Origin of the sequence: Allopusillimonas ginsengisoli (assembly GCF_004153455.1) — a bacterium.
Classification (GTDB): Bacteria; Pseudomonadota; Gammaproteobacteria; order Burkholderiales; family Burkholderiaceae_B; genus Allopusillimonas; species Allopusillimonas ginsengisoli.
Genome location: NZ_SDQE01000013.1, coordinates 32961 through 53674 on the forward strand (window position 1 = coordinate 32961; position 20714 = coordinate 53674).

The following is a 20714-nucleotide window of genomic DNA, read 5'->3' on the forward strand; positions in this document are numbered from 1 at the left end:
CCGTAGCGCCGTGCTGAAATAAAAAAAGCCCGCTAGGGGCGTGGCGGGGTCTCGATTTCCTGCTCGGAAGTCTGCAACTTGTTGTCTTCGGCGAACCCACAGACGAACTTCCAGGCCAGCGGCTCGAGATCGCGCAGGCGATGATCCACGACAACGCAACGCACGCCCTCAAGCACAACCGGGACGACGTACGGGGAATAAGTAAGATGGCCGCCTACCGAACCTGCAGGCCTGAACTGCGACATGACGCCGGCGAGGCGCTCAGCCCAGTCGCTGGGGCGAAACCGTTGGCCTTCGGTTGTAAGGCCGTGAATAACCAATTGCTGCACACGTTGTGTCATAAACTTCCACGGACAATTAACCGCCCTTTTGAGGCGGACCAAATCCATCCCTGCGGCCAGAATTGTATCCGATAAGGTAAGATAGTTCTTTTACTCAAGGCTTTCTATGTCCGCCTCGACGCAAACTGGCCCATTACGGCATTTCCTGCAATTTCGCGATCTGTCTAAAACCGAAATCCAGTACGTTCTAGACCGCGCCCGGCTCATCAAGAACAAGTTCAAGCGCTACGAGCCTCATCACACCCTGCACGACCGCAATCTGGCAATGGTCTTCGAAAAAGCCAGCACACGCACACGTGTTTCGTTCGAGGCGGGCATGTACCAGTTGGGGGGTTCCGTCATACACCTTACCACTGGCGACTCGCAACTGGGCCGCTCGGAACCTATCGAGGACACCGCGCGCGTGATCTCGCGCATGGTTGACCTTGTCATGATCCGCACCTTTGAGCAAACCCGCATCGAACGCTTTGCCTCGCACTCCCGCGTTCCCGTCATCAATGGGCTGACCAACGAATTTCACCCCTGCCAGATTCTGGCCGATATTTTCACTTTTATTGAACATCGCGGCTCTATTGAGGGCAAGACGGTAGCTTGGATAGGTGATGCCAACAACATGGCCTACACCTGGCTGCAAGCAGCCGAACTGCTGGGTTTCCGCCTGCATGTTTCCACGCCCAGCGGATATCGCCTCGAGGCCGCCCGCATCGGCAAACCCGGCGCAGATGTACTGCGTGAATTCTCAGATCCTATGGAAGCCTGCCGCGGCGCGCACCTGGTCACGACCGATGTCTGGACCAGCATGGGCTACGAAGACGAAAACGAGGAGCGCCGCAAGGCGTTTGCAGACTGGTGTGTGGATGCCGACATGATGGGCGTCGCGGATCCTTCAGCCGTCTTCATGCACTGCTTGCCTGCTCATCGAGGCGAAGAAGTCACCGGCGATGTGATCGACGGCCCGCAAAGCGTGGTCTGGGACGAAGCGGAAAACCGCCTGCATGCCCAGAAAGCGCTGATGGAGTTCCTGCTGCTGGGTCAGGTCAGCGACTAAGCCTTCTGTATCCCGATCGCCCGGCACGCAGGCATCTGCCCTCAGGCCGGCGATCCGGCATCAAATCATCGGCAGATAATCCGGCTGCGAACCCAACGGAAAGGCCGCCTCCAGGCGCGCAATTTCGTGGTCGCCAAGCGTCATCGCTCCTCCGCCCGCATTGCTTGACGCATGCTTGGCCGACGAGGCCTTTGGAATGGCAAAGATGCCCTCGGCACGCGTAAGAAAAGCCAGCGCCACCTGCCGCGGTGTGGCCTGATGGGATGCCGCGATCGCCTCGAGCACATCCCCTCCCTCTGTGCCTGGCTCAGGGAAATCATCATGCCCAAAAGGGCTGTAGGCCACCACAGCGACATCATGCCGCCGGCACCAGGGAATGACCGCATGCTCGATGGCCCGCTCCTTCAGGTGATACAGCACCTGATTGCAGGCGAGTTTGCCTGGTCCGACCAGCGCATAGGCTTCTTCCAGATCATCGACATCGAAATTGCTTACGCCAAATGCGCGAATCTTGCCGGCCTGAACCAGATCACTGAATGCTTCGAAGGTTTCACTCAGCGGAATCGAGCCACGCCAGTGCAACAGATAGCAGTCCAGATAATCGGTGCCCAGCGCCTTGAGCGAACGCTCACATGCCTCGCGCACGCCACGCCGCGAGGCATTACCCGGCAATACCTTGGAAACCAGAAAAACCTCATCGCGTCGCCCCCGGATGGCCTCTCCGACCACCGCCTCCGCCGCGCCCGAACCGTACATCTCCGCGGTGTCGATATGTGTCATGCCTGCGTCAAGGCCGGCCTTCAGGGCTTCGATCGCCCTACCCCGATGGCCGTCATCGATATACCAAGTGCCTTGGCCGATGACGGACACTTGCCGTCCGGTGCTTCCAAATGATCGATATTGCATGTCTTTCCTGCCTGGTTGATCGACAACGCGACGATGTTGATGGATGCGGCCGGGCGGCATATCCAGCATCGTGGATATCACCGCAGGGTACCGCAATGGCCTGTTGCTAGGCGTCGGACTTGTCCTTGAGCTGCGGCAATGCCGAACCCGACGCCGGCGACAGCAGGCCTGCCTTGCTGTAGGTGAACAGCTTTTCCCGCGTATCAACAATGTCCAGATTGCGCATGGTGAGTTGCCCAATGCGGTCGCGCGGCGAGAACATCGAGTCGCCTTTTTCCATGGTAAGGCGCTCCGGCTTGTAGGTCAGGTTGGGCGACTCCGTGTTGAGCAGCGAATAATCGTTGCCGCGACGCAGTTCCAGCGTGACCTCGCCCGTGATGGCGCCGGCCACCCAGCGTTGGGCGGTTTCACGCAGCATGATGGATTGAGGATCGAACCAGCGGCCCTGATACAGCAAACGGCCAAGTTTCAGACCGTTGATGCGATATTGCTCAATGGTGTCTTCGTTGTGAATACCGGTGACCAGACGCTCGTAGGCAATATGCAGCAATGCCATCCCCGGTGCTTCATAAATGCCACGGCTCTTGGCTTCGATGATGCGGTTTTCGATCTGGTCGCTCATACCCAGCCCATGACGCCCGCCAATGCGATTGGCTTCAAGCATCAGCTCGACCATGTCGCTGTACTCAACACCGTTGAGCGCCACGGGGCGCCCTTCTTCGAAGCGCACGCGCACTTCCTCAGCCTTGACGGCAACATCGTCGCGCCAGAACGCCACCCCCATGATGGGCTGCACAATTTTGATGCCGGAATTCAGGAACTCCAGATCCTTGGCTTCGTGCGTGGCGCCCAGCATATTGGAATCGGTTGAATAGGCCTTTTCGGCGGACATCTTGTAATCGAAGCCTGCGGCACGCATGTATTCCGACATTTCAGAACGGCCACCGAGCTCGTCGATAAACACTTGGTCGAGCCAAGGCTTGTAGATCTTGAGTTCTGGATTGGTCAGCAATCCATATCGATAGAAGCGCTCAATATCATTGCCTTTGTAGGTGCTGCCGTCGCCCCAGATGTTGACATCATCTTCCTTCATGGCGGCGACCAGCATGGTGCCGGTGACCGCACGGCCAATGGGCGTGGTGTTGAAATAAGTGACCCCGCCGGTCGAGACGTGGAATGCACCGCACTGCAACGCAGCAATGCCCTCTGCCACCAGCTGCGCCCGGCAATCCACCAGACGCGCGCCCTCGGCACCATATTCCGTGGCCTTGCGAGGAATGCTGTCGTAGTCGGTTTCGTCGGGTTGGCCAAGGTTGGCGGTATAAGCATAGGGGATGGCGCCCTTGTTGCGCATCCACAGCAGGGCCGCGCTAGTGTCCAGGCCGCCGGAAAAAGCTATGCCGACCTTCTGGCCGACGGGAACGTCTTCGAGTATGGTGCTCATGGGTGGTCTAAGGCCTTGCGAAAGAATTCAATAAACAGGTAACCCGACATTATATCCCCGCCCCTTTCGGCGCCAAATTCCGTGGCGTACCCAGCCAGCCGGCATGGCTGTGCGGTGCCGGTGGGTCAGCGTGACCGAGACATCACGGCCCGCAGGCGATCAGGCCAGTCTATTCAGCCAACGTGAGGCGGCAAAAATATGCAGAACACAGCGCGTTTTGCTAAACTAATATTCTTGCTTGGGGGAGTAGCTCAGCTGGGAGAGCGCTGCGTTCGCAATGCAGAGGTCGGGAGTTCGATCCTCCTCTTCTCCACCAGAATCCGCGCCCGACTGTTCTCAGTCGGGCGTTTTGTTTTGATGGATCCGCACAGATCAACGTGCATCGGGGCTGCCGCCCAGGCCAGCCGCCTCTAGCCCGCAGGCTTCGCAGCCTTGACCACGGTCATCGCCGCGGCGATCATGCTGCCCATATCACCCATGTTGGCGGGCAGTATCAAGGTATTGTTCTTCTGGGCTACTTCCTTGAACGCGTCCACATAACGTTCGGCCACGCTCAGGTTCACTGCGTCCATGCCGCCAGGCGTCTGGGTTGCCCGCGCGACCCGTTCCAGCGACTCGGCAGTGGCCTGCGCGATGGTCAGCAACGCCTGAGCTTCGCCCTGAGCGTAATTGATCATCGATTGCTGCTCGCCCTCAGACTTGAGGATGGCAGCCTGGCGATTACCCTGGGCAATATTGATGTCTTCCTGCTTTTTACCTTCGGATTCGGTCACCAGCGCCCGTTTGGTGCGTTCGGCGGTAATTTGCAACTGCATGGCGCGCAGAATTTCTTCTGGAGGTGTCAAATCGCTGATCTCGTAGCGCAGCACCTTGACGCCCCAATTGGTGGCTGCTTCGTCCAGCGCTTTGACCACAGCCAGGTTGATCAGGTCGCGTTTCTCGAAGGTTTCATCCATTTCCAGCTTACCGATCACCGAGCGCAGCGAGGTCTGGGCCAGATTGGAAATTGCCAGCACAAAATTGGTGGAACCATAGGAGGCTTGCCGTGGATCAGTGACCTGATAATAAAGCACTCCATCGACCTTCAACTGGGTGTTGTCTTTGGTAATGCAAACCTGACTGGCGACATCCAGCACCATTTCTTTAAGCGAATGGCGGTAGGCTACTTTTTCCAGAAAAGGAACAGTAAACCCTAACCCGGGCGACAGCGTCCTGTCGTATTTACCCAAACGCTCAACCACAAAAGCGTGCTGCTGCGGCACAATCTGAATCGTGGATTTGATTACCACAACCACGACCAGCGCCGCAATGATCCAGAAGGCGAGCGTCATTACATAAGCGTCCATAAGGGACTCCATAAAAAAGATGAAGACGTTTGGGAGCCCAAACGCCTAATGTTGAGTATCCGGGGCGGGATACCGGCCAGGACGCAATACCAGCGTCAGGCCTTGCACTGCTTGAATATAATGTTCGCCAGGCTGTGCGGGCTGGCCGTCATCGATGCGGGCGCTCCAGTTGGCTCCCCGATAAAACACCGTGGCTTGGCCGTTTTCGTCCCAAGCGCTCACGGTGATGTGCTGGCCTATGTCTTGCACCACATTGGGGTCAGAGTGAGTAGCCAGATGGCCTTTGGACCGACGGTAACGATGCACGGCTGCCAGTCCGATCAGCGAGATGATCAGACCACTAATGATTTGCCACACCAGAGACAGGCCCGCATAGGCCGCCATGCCGGAGGCCGTCAGGCCCAGGGCAATCAGCAGCAAATAAAAGGTGCCCGTCGTCATCTCCAACAGGAGAAACAGTGCGGCCATGCCAAACCAAACCCACATGCCGTATTCCTTATAAATTGTTTCTATTTTGACACGTTAAGGTGTTTGTAAGATAACTAATCGCTGATATACGCAAATTTCGCTCCGCGTCTCATCAGAACCTTGCTGTGTGCATGCCAGTACCACGCCGATCGCGTAACACGATTCAAGCCGCCCCGACCAACCCGTGTGGCGCGTAGTTAAGCATGTTACAACGCAATAATGCGCAAAACATGGGGTATGTGCGCTCAATTCATTTGCCTTACGTATGTCACAACTTGAACTTGTCCTCTGGGCTGGCTTGGCTTTGGGCTTGGCTTTTGGCGCCTGCGGCCAGATAAGTGGATTCTGTCTGCAGCGCGGCCTGAAAGAATACTGGTCTGGCCGTCATGGTTATAAGCTGCATGGCTTTGCCGTGGCTTTGGCGGTTGCCCTGGGCGGCACCCACATCGTGGCATCGATGGGCCTCGTGGACATTGGCCAGTCACTGTACATGATGCCTTCCTTTTCGTGGCTGCTGCTGCCATTCGGCGGGTTGATGTTCGGTTATGGCATGTGCCTGACAAATGGTTGCGGGGCCCGCGCGGTAGTCCTGCTGGGCCAGGGCAATCTCAGATCTTTCGTCGTGCTCCTCTGTATCGGGATTTCGGCCTACATAACGTTGACAGGCGTTGGCGCGCCGCTGCGGATGCTGATCTCGGCGGTCACCACGTTAACGCCAGCGTCAGTGACCGTGCGTGCAGACACGCTGCGCGCCCTGACAGTGTGGTTGGCCGTGGCTGGGCTGCTGGTCTTCGCTTTGCGGCCGCGCGCATCCGGAACGCGCGGGCTGGATCTGACCGGCGGCGCCACGATGGGCCTGCTGGTGGTTGCGGGATGGCTTATCACAGGATGGCTGGGCGCCGACGAGTTCGAACCCACGCCTGTCGCATCGCTGACTTTTGTCGCCCCTATCGGCGAAACCATCCAATATTCGATGATTGCCACCGGCATGACGCTGCGCTTTGGAGTGGTGGTGGTATTGGGCACGGTGGCCGGTTCATTTATCGCTGCTGCGTTACGCGGCAAGTGCCGCCTCGAAGGATTCGACTCGCCCCGCCAGATGTCCAGGTATATTTTCGGCGCGGTATTGATGGGCGTTGGCGGCTCACTGGCTACAGGCTGCTCGATTGGGCAGGGGCTCACGGGCATGTCCACCCTGGCCTACAGTTCCATGATTGCCGCCCTTTCGATTGTCGCAGGCGCACGATTGGCATGGATGCGTATGGCCGCTTCGAGTACCGCCGGGCCGGCAGTCACGGGGCCCCGAGATCTGCATCATGGCGCCTGAACACCAGGGGCATCGCACGCAAACCAGCGGCGGCAGCCCATACGCTTGATGCAGCCTCGCAGCAGATCATGCCGTCAAATCCAGCGCTATTTAACGACAACTGAAAATCAATACGAACTCGGCAAGGGTACGTTGATTTAGCCAATCCGCCTAGGCTGATCGGATGAGTGCCAGAAGGTTGCCAAACCGTAATGTTGCATCAACGATTAGCTGGATACACTTAGCGATAGACATTGCTAAACAAACCGAGCAGATCCGCTTCCGCCCTCTCTCCATGGCAACGCCGCTTTATGCGGCATTATTATTTGCAAATTCTTGCATGCAAATGCCACGCATGCGTTTGGGGCGACGCCAAGGCGCTGAAACAACGACCACGAAATGCCCGCTGATCTGTCGACTTAGACAGGAAATCCCCATGCGCGTCGCAGATGTTGATGCCATTAAAAAAAACCACGTCCAGATAAACAAGGATCGGGTCGTGAAGAACTTTACACAAGGCCATCGCAAAGACCTCAGGTTTTCGCGGGAAATCAAGGCGCTGCGACGACTTTCCGGCATCGATGGCGTTCCAGCCCTGCTCGCTTATTCACCGGCCGAACGCTGGCTGGCAATAGACCTTATTCCCGGCACGCCGCTCCCGGAAAACCCGGCAGCGCCAGACAAGCTTTTCACCAATTTGCGCGTTGTCGTGGAGAACATGCTGCGTTGCGGAGTGGCTCGGCATTCTCTGCCTGCGCGGGACGTCATCGTGCGACCCGATGGCACCGCCGGTGTGGTGGATTTTGAACGATGTACATTGCAACACTGGCGTTTTAGCCCAATCTGGTGGGTGGCCCGCAAGGTGACGCAGTTTCATCTTTTGCGGCTGATCGACAACCATGCGCCGCATCTACTCACGCCCAAAGAACAGCTACGTCTGCAAACCTGTTACCGATTGAGTAAAGCGTTTCATCGCTGCACGCGATGGCGCAGCAGGCTTCGACACTATTACCGAAGCCAACCCTAGCGTCAGGCGGAACGCCAGCACGATACGTCTCATCTAATGACTCGATGCCCGCCATTGTGGCGGCATCGATCACTTACGGAGATCGTCACGTGAAAAGAGTATTCATGCCCTTGATTGCAGCTGCCCTCCTGCTGGGTGCCAACCCCGGCTGGGCGCACAGTTCCGAGCCCGCCGTCACAGCGCCACCACCCGCACCCTATCAAGCCGTTAGCTCACTGGTGAAATTACCGGATTTCATTCCTGGCATGGGCCAGTTATACGTCGACCCCACCACGCTTCCAGCGGGTCCCTTCCTGGCTTTCGACCATGATGGCAAGCTTGTCAGCACTATCTACATGATTCCTCTGGCTCAGATGAAGCCTGACATGCATATCGATAACCTGCTGTCTCCGGGCGGCAAGGTTGATCATGTCGACATCATGTACAACGCGGGGCATCCGGGGGTCGCCGAGCCACATATTCATATCGTGCTCTGGCATGTTTCAGCCGCCGATGAAGCACGTGTCGCGAAATGAACACGCAACGGCGCCGTTTTCTTTTGCGTAGCGGCTGCGTGCTGGGAGCAGGCCTGACCAGCATACCGTGGGTGCGGCCCAGCCGGGCCGCAGACGTCATTGACATTGTCATGAAGGGCACGCCCGGCGGCGCCCGTGTCTGGTTTCGCCCCAAGGGCCTGCTTATTCAGCCAGGTCAGACAGTGCGCTGGATTAACCAGGACCCCGGCAACTCACATACGGCAACTGCGTATCACCCATCGCTGTTTGGCAAGGCGCAACGCATTCCGGATCACGCTCAACCCTGGGACTCAGGATTTCTGCTACCCGGCGAGTCCTTTTCGGTCATATTGACCACCCCCGGAATCTACGACTATTACTGCCTGCCCCATGAGCATGCAGGCATGGTAGGACGCATTATTGTTGGCCAGCCGGAACCCCGGGGGTGGCAGACCAGGGAGGACGCCCAAAACGGCCTCCCGGCAGTGGCGCTACAGGCTTTCCCTTCCGTGGAACTGATCATGAAGCAAGGCATTGTTGATTAAAGCAAGCTGCAACGCACTTTTACGCGGCGCCCGCAAGCGCTGCCTTGTGGTGATGCCTTCTACTGGCACCGCACGCGGCGATCACTGACCTAGCGCTTGAGCGCCTCGCGCTCAAGCCGAGCGAGAACGGTCGCCACGATGCGATCGCAGCGATGGCCTGCAAAGGAAAACGCTTCTCTGGCGTGGACATCGATCTCGTTGGCCAACGAATCGCGCATCATCTGGCGTGCCCTGAAGAATCGACTGCGCACAGTTGCTTCCGGAATATCCAGCACGGCCGCAACCTCAATAGCAGGCATCTCTTCAACCGCACGCAATATGAAAACCGTACGGTACTGGTCTGGCAACTTGTCCAGCTTATGTTCGATCAATGTCCGGATTTCGGCGCGCCACGCGATGGAATCCGGACGTGTGTCTGCATGGGTAGTCGTTTCCATATGGACAACCTTCCTGTCTGTAGACAAGTCTTCTGCCGAAGCTATGAACATGGTGCGACGCTTGTTGCTGCGCAGCTTTGCAATCGATTGATTGATGACAATGCGCGTGAGCCAAGTCGAAAGCTGGGCATCCTCCCGAAAGCTCCCCATCTTCTGATAGGCCTTCCAGTAAGCCTCCTGCAGGGCATCTTCCGCTTCTGCGTCATCTTTCAGGATGCTGCGGGCAACGCGGTACAGGCGACTGTTGTACCGCCTCATCATGGCCTCGAATGCGCTGGGATCGCCTGCCGCGACACCAGCGACGAGCGCCTGATCACCAGAGCCGGGCGCTTGCTCTGCAATAGATATATCCATGACGCTCTCTTGTTCGTCTTCGTTCGTACAGTGTAGCGTTGATTCCACCAGGAACAACGCTATTAGACGAAGCCACCGTCCGATCCGTTCCCATCGTCTCAAAAACAATCGACACACGGCACCCAGCATAGACCGCTCGCGGATGCTTTTCCATGCCAACCTGCCTCAGACTCGTCACAGGACTCAAATATGTCATTTGTGATTTAAAAATACCGCGCCGGACAGGTTACATTACTGCCGATATTCAAATAGAACACCTTCATGACAACAAGCCACAACGCTCCCAGACCCACCGCGGCCAAGCCGCAAGAGCTGCGGCGCGAGCTCAAAGCGCGCCATCTTTCCATGATTGCGATCGGCGGTTCCATCGGCACCGGCCTGTTCGTCGCCTCGGGCGCCACCATTTCCCAGGCTGGGCCTGGCGGTGCGCTGCTGTCCTATATGCTGATTGGCCTGATGGTGTACTTCTTGATGACCAGTCTCGGAGAACTCGCCGCCTACATGCCAGTATCGGGCTCCTTCGCGACCTACGGCGCGCGTTATGTCGACGAAGGCTTTGGTTTCGCGCTGGGCTGGAACTATTGGTATAACTGGGCCGTTACCATTGCGGTTGACCTGGTCGCTGCGCAGTTGGTCATGACGTACTGGCTGCCGGGCGTGCCAGGGCTGGTCTGGAGCGCGCTGTTCCTGCTTCTGATGTTTCTGCTGAACTCCATATCTGTAAAAGGTTTTGGCGAAGCCGAATACTGGTTCGCAGCCATCAAGGTGATCACTGTGCTGGTTTTTATCGGCACGGGTCTTCTGATGATAGTCGGCATACTCCAGGGCGGCGAACAGGGTGGCCTGGAGAATTGGACAACAGGCGATGCGCCTTTCCCCGGCGGATTTGCCGCCATGATAGGCGTCGCCATGATTGTGGGGTTTTCATTCCAGGGCACAGAACTGATCGGGATTGCCGCAGGCGAATCCGAAAATCCCGCGCGCAATATCCCGCGTGCCATTCGGCAAATATTCTGGCGCATTCTGCTCTTCTATATTTTTGCCATCCTCATCATCGGTCTGCTGGTTCCCTACACAGACCCGCAATTGCTGCGCAACGACGTCACGGATATCAGCGTCAGCCCCTTCACGCTGGTGTTCGAAAGAGCAGGCCTGCTCTCGGCCGCGGCGGTGATGAATGCCGTGGTATTGACATCAGTGCTGTCCGCCGGCAACTCGGGAATGTACGCCTCAACCCGCATGCTGTTCAATCTTGCGCGCGAAGGCAAAGCGCCAAGAATCTTTGCGCGGCTTTCGCGTAACGGCGTGCCCCGCTATGCACTGATCGCCACCACGGTTGTTGCCGCCCTGTGCTTTCTGACGTCTGTCTTTAGCCCAACCTCAGTCTACATATGGCTGTTGAACACCTCGGGCATGACGGGCTTCATTGCCTGGCTGGGGATAGCCATCAGTCATTATCGATTTCGGCGCGGCTATGTGGCCCAGGGTCGCAGCCTGTCCGAGCTACCCTATTTGTCGCGGCTGTTTCCCTTTGGCCCGATATTCGCTTTTGTGTTGTGCCTGATCATTACCCTGGGGCAAAACTATCAGGCGTTTCTTCAGGACGCCATAGACTGGAATGGGGTGATTGCCACATATATCGGGCTGCCCCTGTTTCTGCTGATCTGGCTGGGCTATCGCCTGGCCAGAAAAAGCCGCATCGTGGCTTATACAGAGATGGTCTTTCCTGACTCGGCAAACGCCAGCAATGCATCGCCCGCCAACCGATAGCGTGTCCATTCGGACTGCGGCACGCCGCCGATCGCGTCGTACACGCGAATGGCGGGCGTATTCCAGTTGAGCACGCTCCATTCCATGCGACGGCAACCCTGCGATACGGCAATCTTTGCCACTTCGTGCAACAAGGCCCGGCCCGCACCCAGCCCACGAAACACTGGCGATACGTAAAGATCCTCAAGGTAAATGCCGTGATGACCGAGCCAGGTAGAGTAGTTGGCGAAGTAAACCGCAAAGCCAGCGATCTGGCCATCCACTTCGCACATCAGCGCAGCAGAAGACATGGGCTGATCGAACAGGCTGCGCTCGATATCGGCGACTGACGACTCGACCTCGTGGGCGGCTTTTTCGTAAATGGCCAGCTCAACAATGAACTGATGGATGGCTGGCGCGTCGCTGCGCTGTGCGGGACGGATACAAATACTTGGCATGATGAAAAACAGAATAATGAGTCTGGACTCTGGAATTTTAACGGCGACAAGGTATTCGTCCAGTTTGAGTTCGGGCAATGCCTTTCATTCCTCAAAACACGCTGCTTAATATCCTTGCAACATGCCTCTCCGATACTGCGTTCTTTCTGTAACGTCCGAGTATCGACATGTTCAAACCCCGTTCGCCAGACAGCGAAGACATTCCGACCAACGATTCCGCCAATGAACATTTCCAGACCGTCGTTCAGCGCGCATGGAGCCGACGTGGTTTCCTGAAGCGTGGCGCAGGACTGTCTGCGGCCCTCTTTCTGGCTGGCCCGCTGGCAGCCTGTGGACACCGCAGCAAAGCCCAGTCGGAAAACGTCGGCACGCTGCTGGGATTTGAAGCGATTCCGACAAGCACCAGCGATGCCGTCAGCATCGCACGTGGATATACCGCAACCGTTTTTGCTCCCTGGGGCACGCCCCTGTTTGCGGAAACGGGCGACTGGAAGACGGACGCCAGCGACGATGCGGCCGCCCAGGCAAAGCAAGTGGGCGACAACCACGACGGCATTCACTTCTTTGCGTTGGAGGGCAGCAGCGAAGAAGGCTTGCTGGTTATCAATCATGAATACACCACCGTAGGCGACAAGGGTTACACCTGGCTCTTTGGTGCAGACGGCACCGAGCCGTGGAGTGCGGCCAAGGTGGCCAAGGCTATGAACGCCCACGGCGTATCCGTCATGCATGTTGTGCGCAAAGGCGGCAAGTGGGAGATGAATAAAACCTCACCCTACAACCGTCGCATCACAGCATCCACAGAAATGATGCTGACCGGACCGGCTGCCGGTCACATGCTGCTCAAGACCCGCGCGGATGTCAGTGGCACCCGGGTGCTCGGCACTTTCAACAACTGCGGCAATGGGTGGACGCCGTGGAATACCTATCTGGCATGTGAAGAGAACTTCAATAACTACTTCGGCACGCTATCAGGCACCGATACACGCAACACCGCACAGAAACGATACGGCTTGTCGGCGGGCGCGACAGAATACCGCTGGGAGGACTATGCCGAGCGATTTGACTACGCGCGTGAACCGAATGAATCGCATCGCTTTGGCTGGATTGTGGAGATAGATCCTTTTGATCCCACCGCCGTGCCGCGCAAACGCACCGCGCTGGGCCGGATCAAGCACGAAAATGCAGCGTGCACGCTGGCAGCCGATCAGCGAGTTGTGGTGTATATGGGCGATGATCAGGCCGACGAATACATCTACAAGTTTGTCTCCGAAAGCGCTTATCGCGCCGATGGCTACAACCCGGATCTGCTAGACGCCGGCAAGCTATACGTGGCGCGTTTCGACGACGGCGATACAACTGGCGACTTCATGGGCAAAGGGGAGTGGCTGCTGCTGGACAAGGAAGCCAACCCTATCCTCAAGGCGGACAACCGGTTTGCCAGCCAGGCCGAGGTATTGATCCATACCCGCCTGGCTGCGGACGCGCTCGGTGCAACCAAGATGGATCGGCCAGAGTGGATCAGTACGCATCCCGACAACGGCGAGGTGTATGTCACGCTCACCAACAACAGCGGCCGACAGCAGACCAATGCCGCCAATCCGCGCCAGGCCAATCTATACGGCCAAATCATACGCTGGCGTGAAACGGGCGGCGATGCCGCCGCCCTGTCATTCGAATGGGATTTGTTCGTGCTGGCCGGGAATCCGCTCAAGTATGCGGACCGCAAGAATCCGAAATCAGGTTCGGAGAACATCACCACTGAAAACATGTTCAACAGCCCTGATGGGCTGGCCTTCGACAAAGACGGAAGACTGTGGATTCAAACAGACGGCAAGTACAGCAACTCGGGCGAGTACGAAGGCCAAGGCAATAACCAAATGCTATGCGCCGACCCCGTCAGCAAGGAAATCCGCCGCTTTCTGGTCGGCCCCAAAGAGTGCGAGGTGACGGGCATCACGTTTACGCCCGACAGCAGGACAATGTTCATCAACATCCAGCATCCCGGTGAAGAAGGCGACAGTCACTGGCCCGACGGCGGCAGCGCGATCCCCCGTTCGGCCACGCTGATCATCACCAAGGATGACGGCGGGGTAATCGGAACCTGAGACTGTGGTCCGCCCTGACCCTGCAGCGATAGCACGCAGTGTCAGGCTGCGGTACCGATAGATAAGCGGGGGGGCGCGGCGGCGGCGCCACCCGCCTAACCAGCTACAGGCTACAGGCTACCGGCCCAGTCGCTGCGAATGCGCGGCAACTCCTGCGGCAGCCGGCCCTGCAGTCGCGTGAACAGCTCTTCGTGCAAGGTCAGCTCTTCTCGCCAGGCCCGGGTGTCCGAGGCCATCACCTGCTCGAAACGTTCCGGATCAAAGGCCATGCCTTCCCAATCCAGGTCTTCGTAGCGGGGCGAAATACCGAAGACATGGTTTTCCCCTCCTGCCTGGCCCTCCAGGCGTGCCAGCATCCATTTGAGTACACGCATATTGTCGCCGAATCCCGGCCACACGAATTTTCCGTCCGGGCCCTTTCGGAACCAGTTCACGCAATAGATGCGCGGCAAGGTGGCGCCCGACGCCTGCAGCGTTTCGCCCAGCCTGAGCCAATGTGAAAAATAATCACCCATGTTGTAGCCGCAAAACGGCAGCATGGCGAAAGGATCCCGACGCACGACGCCCTGCTTGCCCGCGGCGGCGGCGGTGGTTTCGGATCCCATCGTCGCCGCCATATAGACGCCTTCAGCCCAGTTGCGCGCCTCGGTGACCAGCGGCACGGTATCGGAGCGGCGCCCCCCAAAAATAAAGGCATCAATCACGACCCCATCGGGATTTTCCCATTCCGGATCGATGGAAGGGCATTGCGAGGCTGGCGCCGTGAAGCGGGCGTTGGGGTGAGCGGCCTTGCGGCCCGTTTGCGCCGCAATCGCAGGCGTCCAATCCTGCCCTTGCCAGTCAACAAGATGATCCGGCGGGGTTTGCGTCATGCCTTCCCACCAGACATCCCCGTCATCTGTCAGCGCCACGTTGGTAAAGATCACATTGGCTCTGAGCGTCGCCATGGCGTTAAAGTTCGTCTGCTCGCTGGTGCCGGGCGCCACGCCAAAATAGCCTGCCTCGGGGTTGATAGCATGCAGGCGGCCATCCTTGCCCGGCTTGATCCAGGCGATATCGTCGCCTATCGTGGTGACGTTCCAGCCTGCCAGCCCAGAAGGCGGAATCAGCATGGCAAAATTGGTCTTGCCACAGGCCGACGGAAAAGCCGCCGCCACATGGCGCTTGCGGCCCTCGGGCGAGGTCACTCCCAGGATGAGCATATGCTCGGCCAGCCAGCCTTCGTCACGGCCCATCGTAGAAGCGATCCGCAGCGCAAAGCACTTCTTGCCCAGCAGCGCATTGCCGCCATAGCCGGAGCCGAAGCTCCAGATTTCGCGCGACTCTGGATAATGCACAATGTATTTGGTGTCGTTACACGGCCAGGCAACATCGGCCTCGCCTGGCGCCAGCGGCTTGCCGACAGAATGCACGCAGGGGACAAAGGCGCCATCTTCGCCAAGCATGTCATACACCTTGCTGCCCATTCGCGTCATGATGCGCATATTGACGACCACATACGGACTGTCAGTCAGTTCGATACCAATATGCGAGATAGGCGAACCCAGCGGCCCCATGGAAAACGGCACCACGTAAAGGGTACGGCCGCGCATCGCGCCCTGGAAGAGGCCTTCGAGCGTACGGCGCATTTCCTGCGGATCAGCCCAGTTGTTGGTCGGGCCGGCGTCTTCTTTGTACTCGGAGCAGATAAATGTACGATCTTCGACCCGTGCCACATCGGAAGGATCCGACCACGCAAGATAAGAGTTGGGGCGCTTCTCGGGATTGAGTCGCTGAAGCGTTCCAGCAGCCACCATTTGCTCGCACAGCCTGTCGTACTCTGCCTGCGAACCATCGCACCACACGACTGCATCTGGCTGCAACAGCTGCGCCATGCTATTTACCCAGTCTGTCAGCTTTTTGTGCCGGACATATGCCGGAACTGCCTGCGCTGCGGCGGTAGCGCCGTCCTGACGGTCCATTGTGCCTCCCTATCCATAAATTTTATTGACGAAGTTCCGCCCTGAAAGGACGTTCCTGGCCCTGGCCAGCGCAGACACAGCAATTCTGCCTTTCCCATCATAACGGCAGGATAAAAAAAACGTTGTACCAAGTGCTTCAACGCGTATCATCACGGGTTCGTCAACAAGGAATTTTTATGTCGCCGAGCCTGCGCGCCGCCTGGAAGCGCGAACTCTTTGCCACATTCGCACTTAGTCTGCCCCTGGTGCTTACCAATCTGGCTCAGATGGCAATGACCACCACAGACGTCATCTTCATCGGCCGCCTGGGCCCTGAGGCACTGGCCGCCAGCGCGCTGGGCGCCAATCTGTATACCGCCATCGCACTGTTCGCACTTGGCCTGGTCACCGCCACGGCGCCCATGGTGGCCCGCGAGTTGGGCGCGCGTCCAGACTCCCGGCTGGATGTGCAGCGCACGGTACGTCAGGGTTTCTGGAGCGCGGTAGCCATATCGATTCCAGGGTGTCTGGCACTGTGGCATGGCGAGGCCATCTTGCTTTTTCTGCGGCAACCGCCGCAACTGGCGGCCATGGCGGCCGAGTACCTGCGAGCCCTGCTCTGGGCCATGCCTGGCTTTCTTGGCTATCTCGTGCTCCGGTCATTTGTGGCGGCTTTGCAGCGCCCCAGGGCGGCGCTTATCGCCGCCCTGGGGGCTATTGCGTTCAATGTGCTGGCCAATTGGGTGCTGATTTTCGGCAACCTTGGATTTCCCGCGCTGGGGCTGATTGGAGCAGGCATCGCCAGCGCACTGGCCAGCCTGTTCCTGTTCATGGCCATGGTTGCCGTTATCTTGCTGGACCCTGGCTTCAGGCGTTACCAACTATTTCAAAATTGGTGGCGTGCCGACTGGCCACGATTCAAGGCCTTGTGGATACTCGGCATCCCGATTGCCATCGCGACGGCATTCGAAGTCACGATTTTCAACGCGGCAGCGTTCCTGATCGGCTGGCTCGGCTCTGCCGATCTGGCGGCCCATGCCATTGCGATCCAGATCGCCAGCCTGAGCTTCATGGTGCCCTACGGAATCGCACAGGCAGCAACGGTGCGCGTCGGCCACGCCTATGGCGCAGGCAAGACGGACGAAGTCACCCGGGCCGGCTGGATGGCGTTCGCGCTGGGAATGGCCGCAATGGGTCTTGCCGCCATCGCCATGATCACCATACCGCACACACTGATTGCCGCCTTCCTGAACCTGCACGATCCGGTCAACGCACAGGTCATTTCGATTGCCGTATCGCTATTGGCCGTAGCCGCCATCTTTCAGCTCGTTGACGGTGGCCAGGTGCTGGGCGCAGGCATGCTGCGGGGCCTGCACGACACACGCATACCCATGCTCTACGCTGGGCTGGGATATTGGGGTGTTGGGCTACCCAGCGGCGCGGCGCTGGCTTTCTGGGCCGACTGGCGCAGCGTGGGCATCTGGAGCGGCCTGGCGATTGGCCTGTCGGTAGTGGCCGTGCTGATGATGCAACGCTGGGCAAGAAGAGAGCGCCTGGGGCTGCTCAACGGCGCGGGCCAGGCTGGAATAGCCTGACGCCGGCTTTGCGCCGTATCGGCGGCGGCGATACCTCCTCAGTCATCCACGCGCGGCACCCTATAATGCCAGGCTTGTCCTTCGCTACGGATTCCGCATATGCAAGAAGACGCCAATTACAGCCAGCAGCCCGTGCCCGCCTCCGCCCGCAAGAGCGCATTGGCGCTCAGTGCTGTCATGCTTGGCCTGACATTTTTCTCGGCCAGCATGTGGACCGGCGGCGCGTTGGGCACTGGCCTGGGCTTCAATGATTTCTTTCTCGCCGTACTGGCGGGCAATCTGATGCTGGGCCTATATACCTCCGCCCTGGGCTATATCGGCGCACGAACCGGCTTATCCACCCATTTGCTTGCCCGCTATTCCTTTGGCGTCAAGGGTTCCTGGCTTCCATCCGCTTTGTTGGGCGGGACGCAGGTGGGATGGTTTGGCGTGGGTGTGGCCATGTTCGCCATTCCTGTCGCCAAGGCAACAGGATGGGACACCAATGTGCTGATTGCTGTCTCGGGCTTTTTGATGACCATCACTGTGTATTTTGGCATTGCCGGCCTGACGCTGCTGTCTGCGGTGGCCGTCCCCGCGATCATAGGCCTGGGCAGCTATTCTGTCTGGCTGGCCGTCGGAGACGCCGGTGGAATATCCGCCCTGCGGCAATTGGTTCCCGCCGATCCCCTGCCCTTCGCCAGTGCGGTCGCACTTGTCGTTGGCTCTTTCATCAGTGCGGGCACGCTCACTGCGGATTTTGTACGGTTCGGTCGCAGTGCCCGCCTGGCCGTGCTGATCAGCATGGTAGCCTTCTTTCTGGGCAACTCCTTGATGTTTGTGTTCGGCGCAGCCGGCGCGGCCGCTGTGGGCCAGGCAGACATCAGCGATGTCATGATTGCGCAAGGGCTGCTCATCCCGGCTATCGTCGTGCTCGGCCTGAATATCTGGACAACGAACGACAATGCCCTGTACGCATCCGGCCTGGGTTTCTCCAACATTACAGGGCTTCCCAGCCGAACACTCTCGATGATCAATGGCGCAATCGGCACGCTGAGCTCCCTGTGGCTGTACAACCATTTTGTGGGGTGGCTCATCTTTCTTTCGGCGGCCATCCCTCCCGTGGGAGGCGTCATTATCGCGGACTACCTCACGCGACGTGACCGATACAATCGCTTTCCCGCCATGGATTTCATCCACATCAACTGGGCCGCCATCGCTGCAGTGGCCTGTGGCATTGCGTGTGGCCACTGGATCCCCGGCGTCGTGCCGCTCAATGCTGTACTGGGGGGATTTTTCGCCTACGTGCTGATTAACCGTTTGCGCGCCGCGAAAACACCCGCTGCCATCAGCGGCGAATAACGCCGCGGCGGCCCTGCCACCGAACACAGCCGCAACCCATACATTTCACTCACAAACCAGGAGACTCTGATGGACGCATTCATGCAAGCCGCGCTGGACGAAGCACAAGCCGGCCTGAACGAAGGAGGCATCCCCATTGGATCGGTCATCGTGCACAACGGACGCATCATCGGCAGAGGCCATAACCGCCGCGTGCAGCAAGGCAGCGCCATCCTGCACGGCGAGATGGACGCTTTCGAAAACGCAGGGCGGCAGCCTGCGCAGGTATACCGCGAGTCGGTGCTCTACACCACGCTGTCGCCTTGTTCCATGTGCACGGGCGCCATTCTGCTTTATGGCATCCCCCGCGTGATCGTCGGCGAGAACCAGACCTTCATGGGCGGCGAAGACCTGCTGCGGGCCAATGGCGTCCAGGTAGAGGTCCTGCAAGACGAAACCTGCATCGCCATGATGCGCGACTTCATTGCCAGCAAACCCGAGCTCTGGAACGAGGATATCGGGGAAACCTCAGACTGAGGCGGGCCGCGTCAACCCCAGGTGCCCTCGCAAGGTGGACGACGTGTATTCTTTGCGGAACAGGCCACGCTGCTGCAATACCGGCACGACTTGCTCGACAAAATCCGCTATGCCGCCCGGCAGCGCGGGCGGCATCAGGTTGAACCCATCGGCGCCTTCATGCTGCAGCCAGCGCGCCATCTCATCTGCGATGCCTTCGGGCGTGCCCACCATGGTGCAATGCCCGCCCCCTGCTGCCAGGCGCCCGAGCAGGCCTCGCACCGTCGGCTGCTCGGTCTCGATAATGCGCAGCACCGTGGCATAGCGCCCCTTGGGCCCGGTGAATGCCTCGAGCGGCGGCAATGCTGGAACCGGGCCGTCCAGATCCCAGCCCGTGCAATCCTGGCCCACATACATGCCCAACTGGCGCAGCGCATCCTGCGACGGCAGCAACTCATCCAGCTCCCGTTGCTTGGCACGTGCCTCGGCCTCCGTCGAGGCAACGTAGGTGACCAGCCCCGGCATGATGGGCACAGGATCGCTTCGCCCCGCCTCACGCACGCGTCGTTTGACATCGCGATAGTATTCCTGCGCCGCCTGCAAATCATAGGCGACGGCATAAATGGCTTCGGCGCGGCGTGCGGCAAGATCCCTGCCCTGTTCGGACGCACCCGCCTGGAACAGCACGGGATGGCCTTGTGGCGGCCGCGGTACAGTCAACGGCCCGTCAACCAGGAAGTGTTCGCCCCGGTGATGGATGGCAGCGACCGAGCCAGGCGCCACGTAGGCGCCCGCACGATCAACGACCAACGCATCGTCGCGCCACGAATCCCACAACCGCAAGGCTGCATCAATGAATTCTTCCGCCCGCCCATAACGCCATGCATGGTCAGGCATGGCTTCATAGCCGTGGTTGCGGGCCTCGGAATCAAACATGGAGGTGACGACATTCCACCCCATGCGACCATGCGAAATATGGTCCAGCGAGGCCATCATGCGCGCCGCGTGAAATGGCGTGAAAAATGTGCTGGAAACCGTGCTGATCAGCCCTATGTGTTCTGTGGCTCGGCTCATGGCCGCCATGGCAGTGAGGGGTTCCAGAAACCATCTGGGGCCGTCCGCAAGATTGTCGCAAGAATGGCCATCGGCAAAGAAAACAGCATCCAGCTTGCCGCGCTCGGCTACTCGCGCCAGCTCCTCATAATAAGCAATATCGCCGAGCCTTTCGACGCTGGAATGCGGATGCCGCCATGCGGCGCGATGGTGTCCACAGCCAAAGATGAATAAATTCAGATGCAGCATGCGCTGTCCG

19 protein-coding genes and 1 tRNA gene are annotated in these 20714 nt (G+C 58.7%); 11 read left to right on the forward strand and 9 right to left on the reverse strand.

The window, feature by feature from the left end:
- Nucleotides 1-32: 32 nt before the first annotated feature.
- A complete protein-coding gene (locus ERE07_RS18220) occupies nt 33-341 on the reverse strand; it encodes a DUF3579 domain-containing protein (protein WP_130010482.1) in 309 nt (102 codons plus the stop codon).
- Nucleotides 342-447: 106 nt separating this feature from the next.
- Between ERE07_RS18220 and argF the strand changes: the two genes are divergently transcribed.
- Complete coding sequence (gene argF, locus ERE07_RS18225; RefSeq protein ID WP_130010483.1) at nt 448-1389, forward strand: ornithine carbamoyltransferase; 942 nt, start codon at nt 448-450, stop codon at nt 1387-1389.
- Nucleotides 1390-1449: 60 nt separating this feature from the next.
- Here the strand turns inward: argF and ERE07_RS18230 are convergent, their stop codons facing one another.
- Nucleotides 1450-2295 (reverse strand): aldo/keto reductase, encoded by an 846-nt coding sequence (locus ERE07_RS18230; RefSeq protein WP_130010484.1) that lies wholly within the window; start codon nt 2293-2295, stop codon nt 1450-1452.
- Between the two features lie 106 nt (nt 2296-2401).
- Complete coding sequence (argG, locus tag ERE07_RS18235) at nt 2402-3739, reverse strand: argininosuccinate synthase (RefSeq protein WP_130010485.1); 1338 nt, start codon at nt 3737-3739, stop codon at nt 2402-2404.
- Nucleotides 3740-3979: 240 nt separating this feature from the next.
- Here argG and ERE07_RS18240 point away from each other — a divergent pair.
- Nucleotides 3980-4055: transfer RNA gene (locus ERE07_RS18240), tRNA-Ala, on the forward strand.
- A 94-nt stretch (nt 4056-4149) separates the two neighbouring features.
- On the opposite strand, the gene ERE07_RS18245 is transcribed toward ERE07_RS18240, so the two are convergent.
- Both ERE07_RS18245 and ERE07_RS18250 read right to left on the reverse strand, forming a co-directional pair.
- The gene (locus ERE07_RS18245; RefSeq protein WP_425330996.1) at nt 4150-5070 is read right to left on the reverse strand and encodes an SPFH domain-containing protein; all 921 of its coding nucleotides are present in this window, start codon (nt 5068-5070) and stop codon (nt 4150-4152) included.
- A gap of 60 nt (nt 5071-5130) precedes the next feature.
- Entirely contained in the window at nt 5131-5571 is a 441-nt protein-coding gene (locus ERE07_RS18250) for an NfeD family protein (RefSeq protein WP_130010487.1), read from the reverse strand.
- A 247-nt stretch (nt 5572-5818) separates the two neighbouring features.
- Between ERE07_RS18250 and ERE07_RS18255 the strand changes: the two genes are divergently transcribed.
- The 4 genes from ERE07_RS18255 (at nt 5819) to ERE07_RS18270 (ending at nt 8925) form a co-directional block, all read left to right on the forward strand.
- Entirely contained in the window at nt 5819-6880 is a 1062-nt protein-coding gene (locus tag ERE07_RS18255) for a YeeE/YedE family protein (protein WP_130010488.1), read from the forward strand.
- Between the two features lie 415 nt (nt 6881-7295).
- The gene (locus tag ERE07_RS18260; protein WP_167670985.1) at nt 7296-7886 is read left to right on the forward strand and encodes a hypothetical protein; all 591 of its coding nucleotides are present in this window, start codon (nt 7296-7298) and stop codon (nt 7884-7886) included.
- Nucleotides 7887-7975: 89 nt separating this feature from the next.
- Complete coding sequence (locus ERE07_RS18265; RefSeq protein WP_245153775.1) at nt 7976-8401, forward strand: DUF5602 domain-containing protein; 426 nt, start codon at nt 7976-7978, stop codon at nt 8399-8401.
- Entirely contained in the window at nt 8398-8925 is a 528-nt protein-coding gene (locus tag ERE07_RS18270) for a plastocyanin/azurin family copper-binding protein (RefSeq protein WP_167670986.1), read from the forward strand. Before ERE07_RS18265 ends, ERE07_RS18270 begins: the two co-directional genes overlap by 4 nt.
- A gap of 89 nt (nt 8926-9014) precedes the next feature.
- Here ERE07_RS18270 and ERE07_RS18275 read toward each other — a convergent pair whose 3' ends face one another.
- Nucleotides 9015-9716: an RNA polymerase sigma factor gene (locus tag ERE07_RS18275; protein WP_130010490.1), complete on the reverse strand. Its 702-nt coding sequence runs from the start codon at nt 9714-9716 to the stop codon at nt 9015-9017.
- Between the two features lie 261 nt (nt 9717-9977).
- Between ERE07_RS18275 and ERE07_RS18280 the strand changes: the two genes are divergently transcribed.
- Complete coding sequence (locus ERE07_RS18280; RefSeq protein ID WP_130010491.1) at nt 9978-11486, forward strand: amino acid permease; 1509 nt, start codon at nt 9978-9980, stop codon at nt 11484-11486.
- Here the strand turns inward: ERE07_RS18280 and ERE07_RS18285 are convergent.
- Complete coding sequence (locus ERE07_RS18285; protein ID WP_130010550.1) at nt 11423-11923, reverse strand: GNAT family N-acetyltransferase; 501 nt, start codon at nt 11921-11923, stop codon at nt 11423-11425. The genes ERE07_RS18280 and ERE07_RS18285 overlap by 64 nt on opposite strands.
- A gap of 167 nt (nt 11924-12090) precedes the next feature.
- Between ERE07_RS18285 and ERE07_RS18290 the strand changes: the two genes are divergently transcribed.
- Complete coding sequence (locus ERE07_RS18290) at nt 12091-14031, forward strand: PhoX family protein (RefSeq protein ID WP_130010492.1); 1941 nt, start codon at nt 12091-12093, stop codon at nt 14029-14031.
- Nucleotides 14032-14141: 110 nt separating this feature from the next.
- On the opposite strand, the gene ERE07_RS18295 is transcribed toward ERE07_RS18290, so the two are convergent.
- Nucleotides 14142-15992, reverse strand: coding sequence for a phosphoenolpyruvate carboxykinase (GTP) (locus ERE07_RS18295; protein ID WP_130010493.1), 1851 nt, complete (start codon nt 15990-15992; stop codon nt 14142-14144).
- A 176-nt stretch (nt 15993-16168) separates the two neighbouring features.
- Here ERE07_RS18295 and ERE07_RS18300 point away from each other — a divergent pair, with 176 nt between their 5' ends.
- The 3 genes from ERE07_RS18300 (at nt 16169) to ERE07_RS18310 (ending at nt 19423) form a co-directional block, all read left to right on the forward strand.
- Nucleotides 16169-17566 carry an MATE family efflux transporter gene (locus ERE07_RS18300; protein ID WP_130010494.1) on the forward strand — a complete coding sequence of 466 codons (1398 nt, stop codon included), beginning with the start codon at nt 16169-16171 and terminating at the stop codon, nt 17564-17566.
- A gap of 99 nt (nt 17567-17665) precedes the next feature.
- The gene (gene codB / locus ERE07_RS18305) at nt 17666-18907 is read left to right on the forward strand and encodes a cytosine permease (RefSeq protein WP_130010495.1); all 1242 of its coding nucleotides are present in this window, start codon (nt 17666-17668) and stop codon (nt 18905-18907) included.
- A 69-nt stretch (nt 18908-18976) separates the two neighbouring features.
- Nucleotides 18977-19423 carry a nucleoside deaminase gene (locus ERE07_RS18310; protein WP_130010496.1) on the forward strand — a complete coding sequence of 149 codons (447 nt, stop codon included), beginning with the start codon at nt 18977-18979 and terminating at the stop codon, nt 19421-19423.
- Here ERE07_RS18310 and ERE07_RS18315 read toward each other — a convergent pair.
- Nucleotides 19415-20704 carry an LLM class flavin-dependent oxidoreductase gene (locus tag ERE07_RS18315; RefSeq protein ID WP_130010551.1) on the reverse strand — a complete coding sequence of 430 codons (1290 nt, stop codon included), beginning with the start codon at nt 20702-20704 and terminating at the stop codon, nt 19415-19417. The two genes, ERE07_RS18310 and ERE07_RS18315, sit on opposite strands and share 9 nt — an antisense overlap.
- Between the last annotated feature and the right edge of the window lie 10 nt (nt 20705-20714).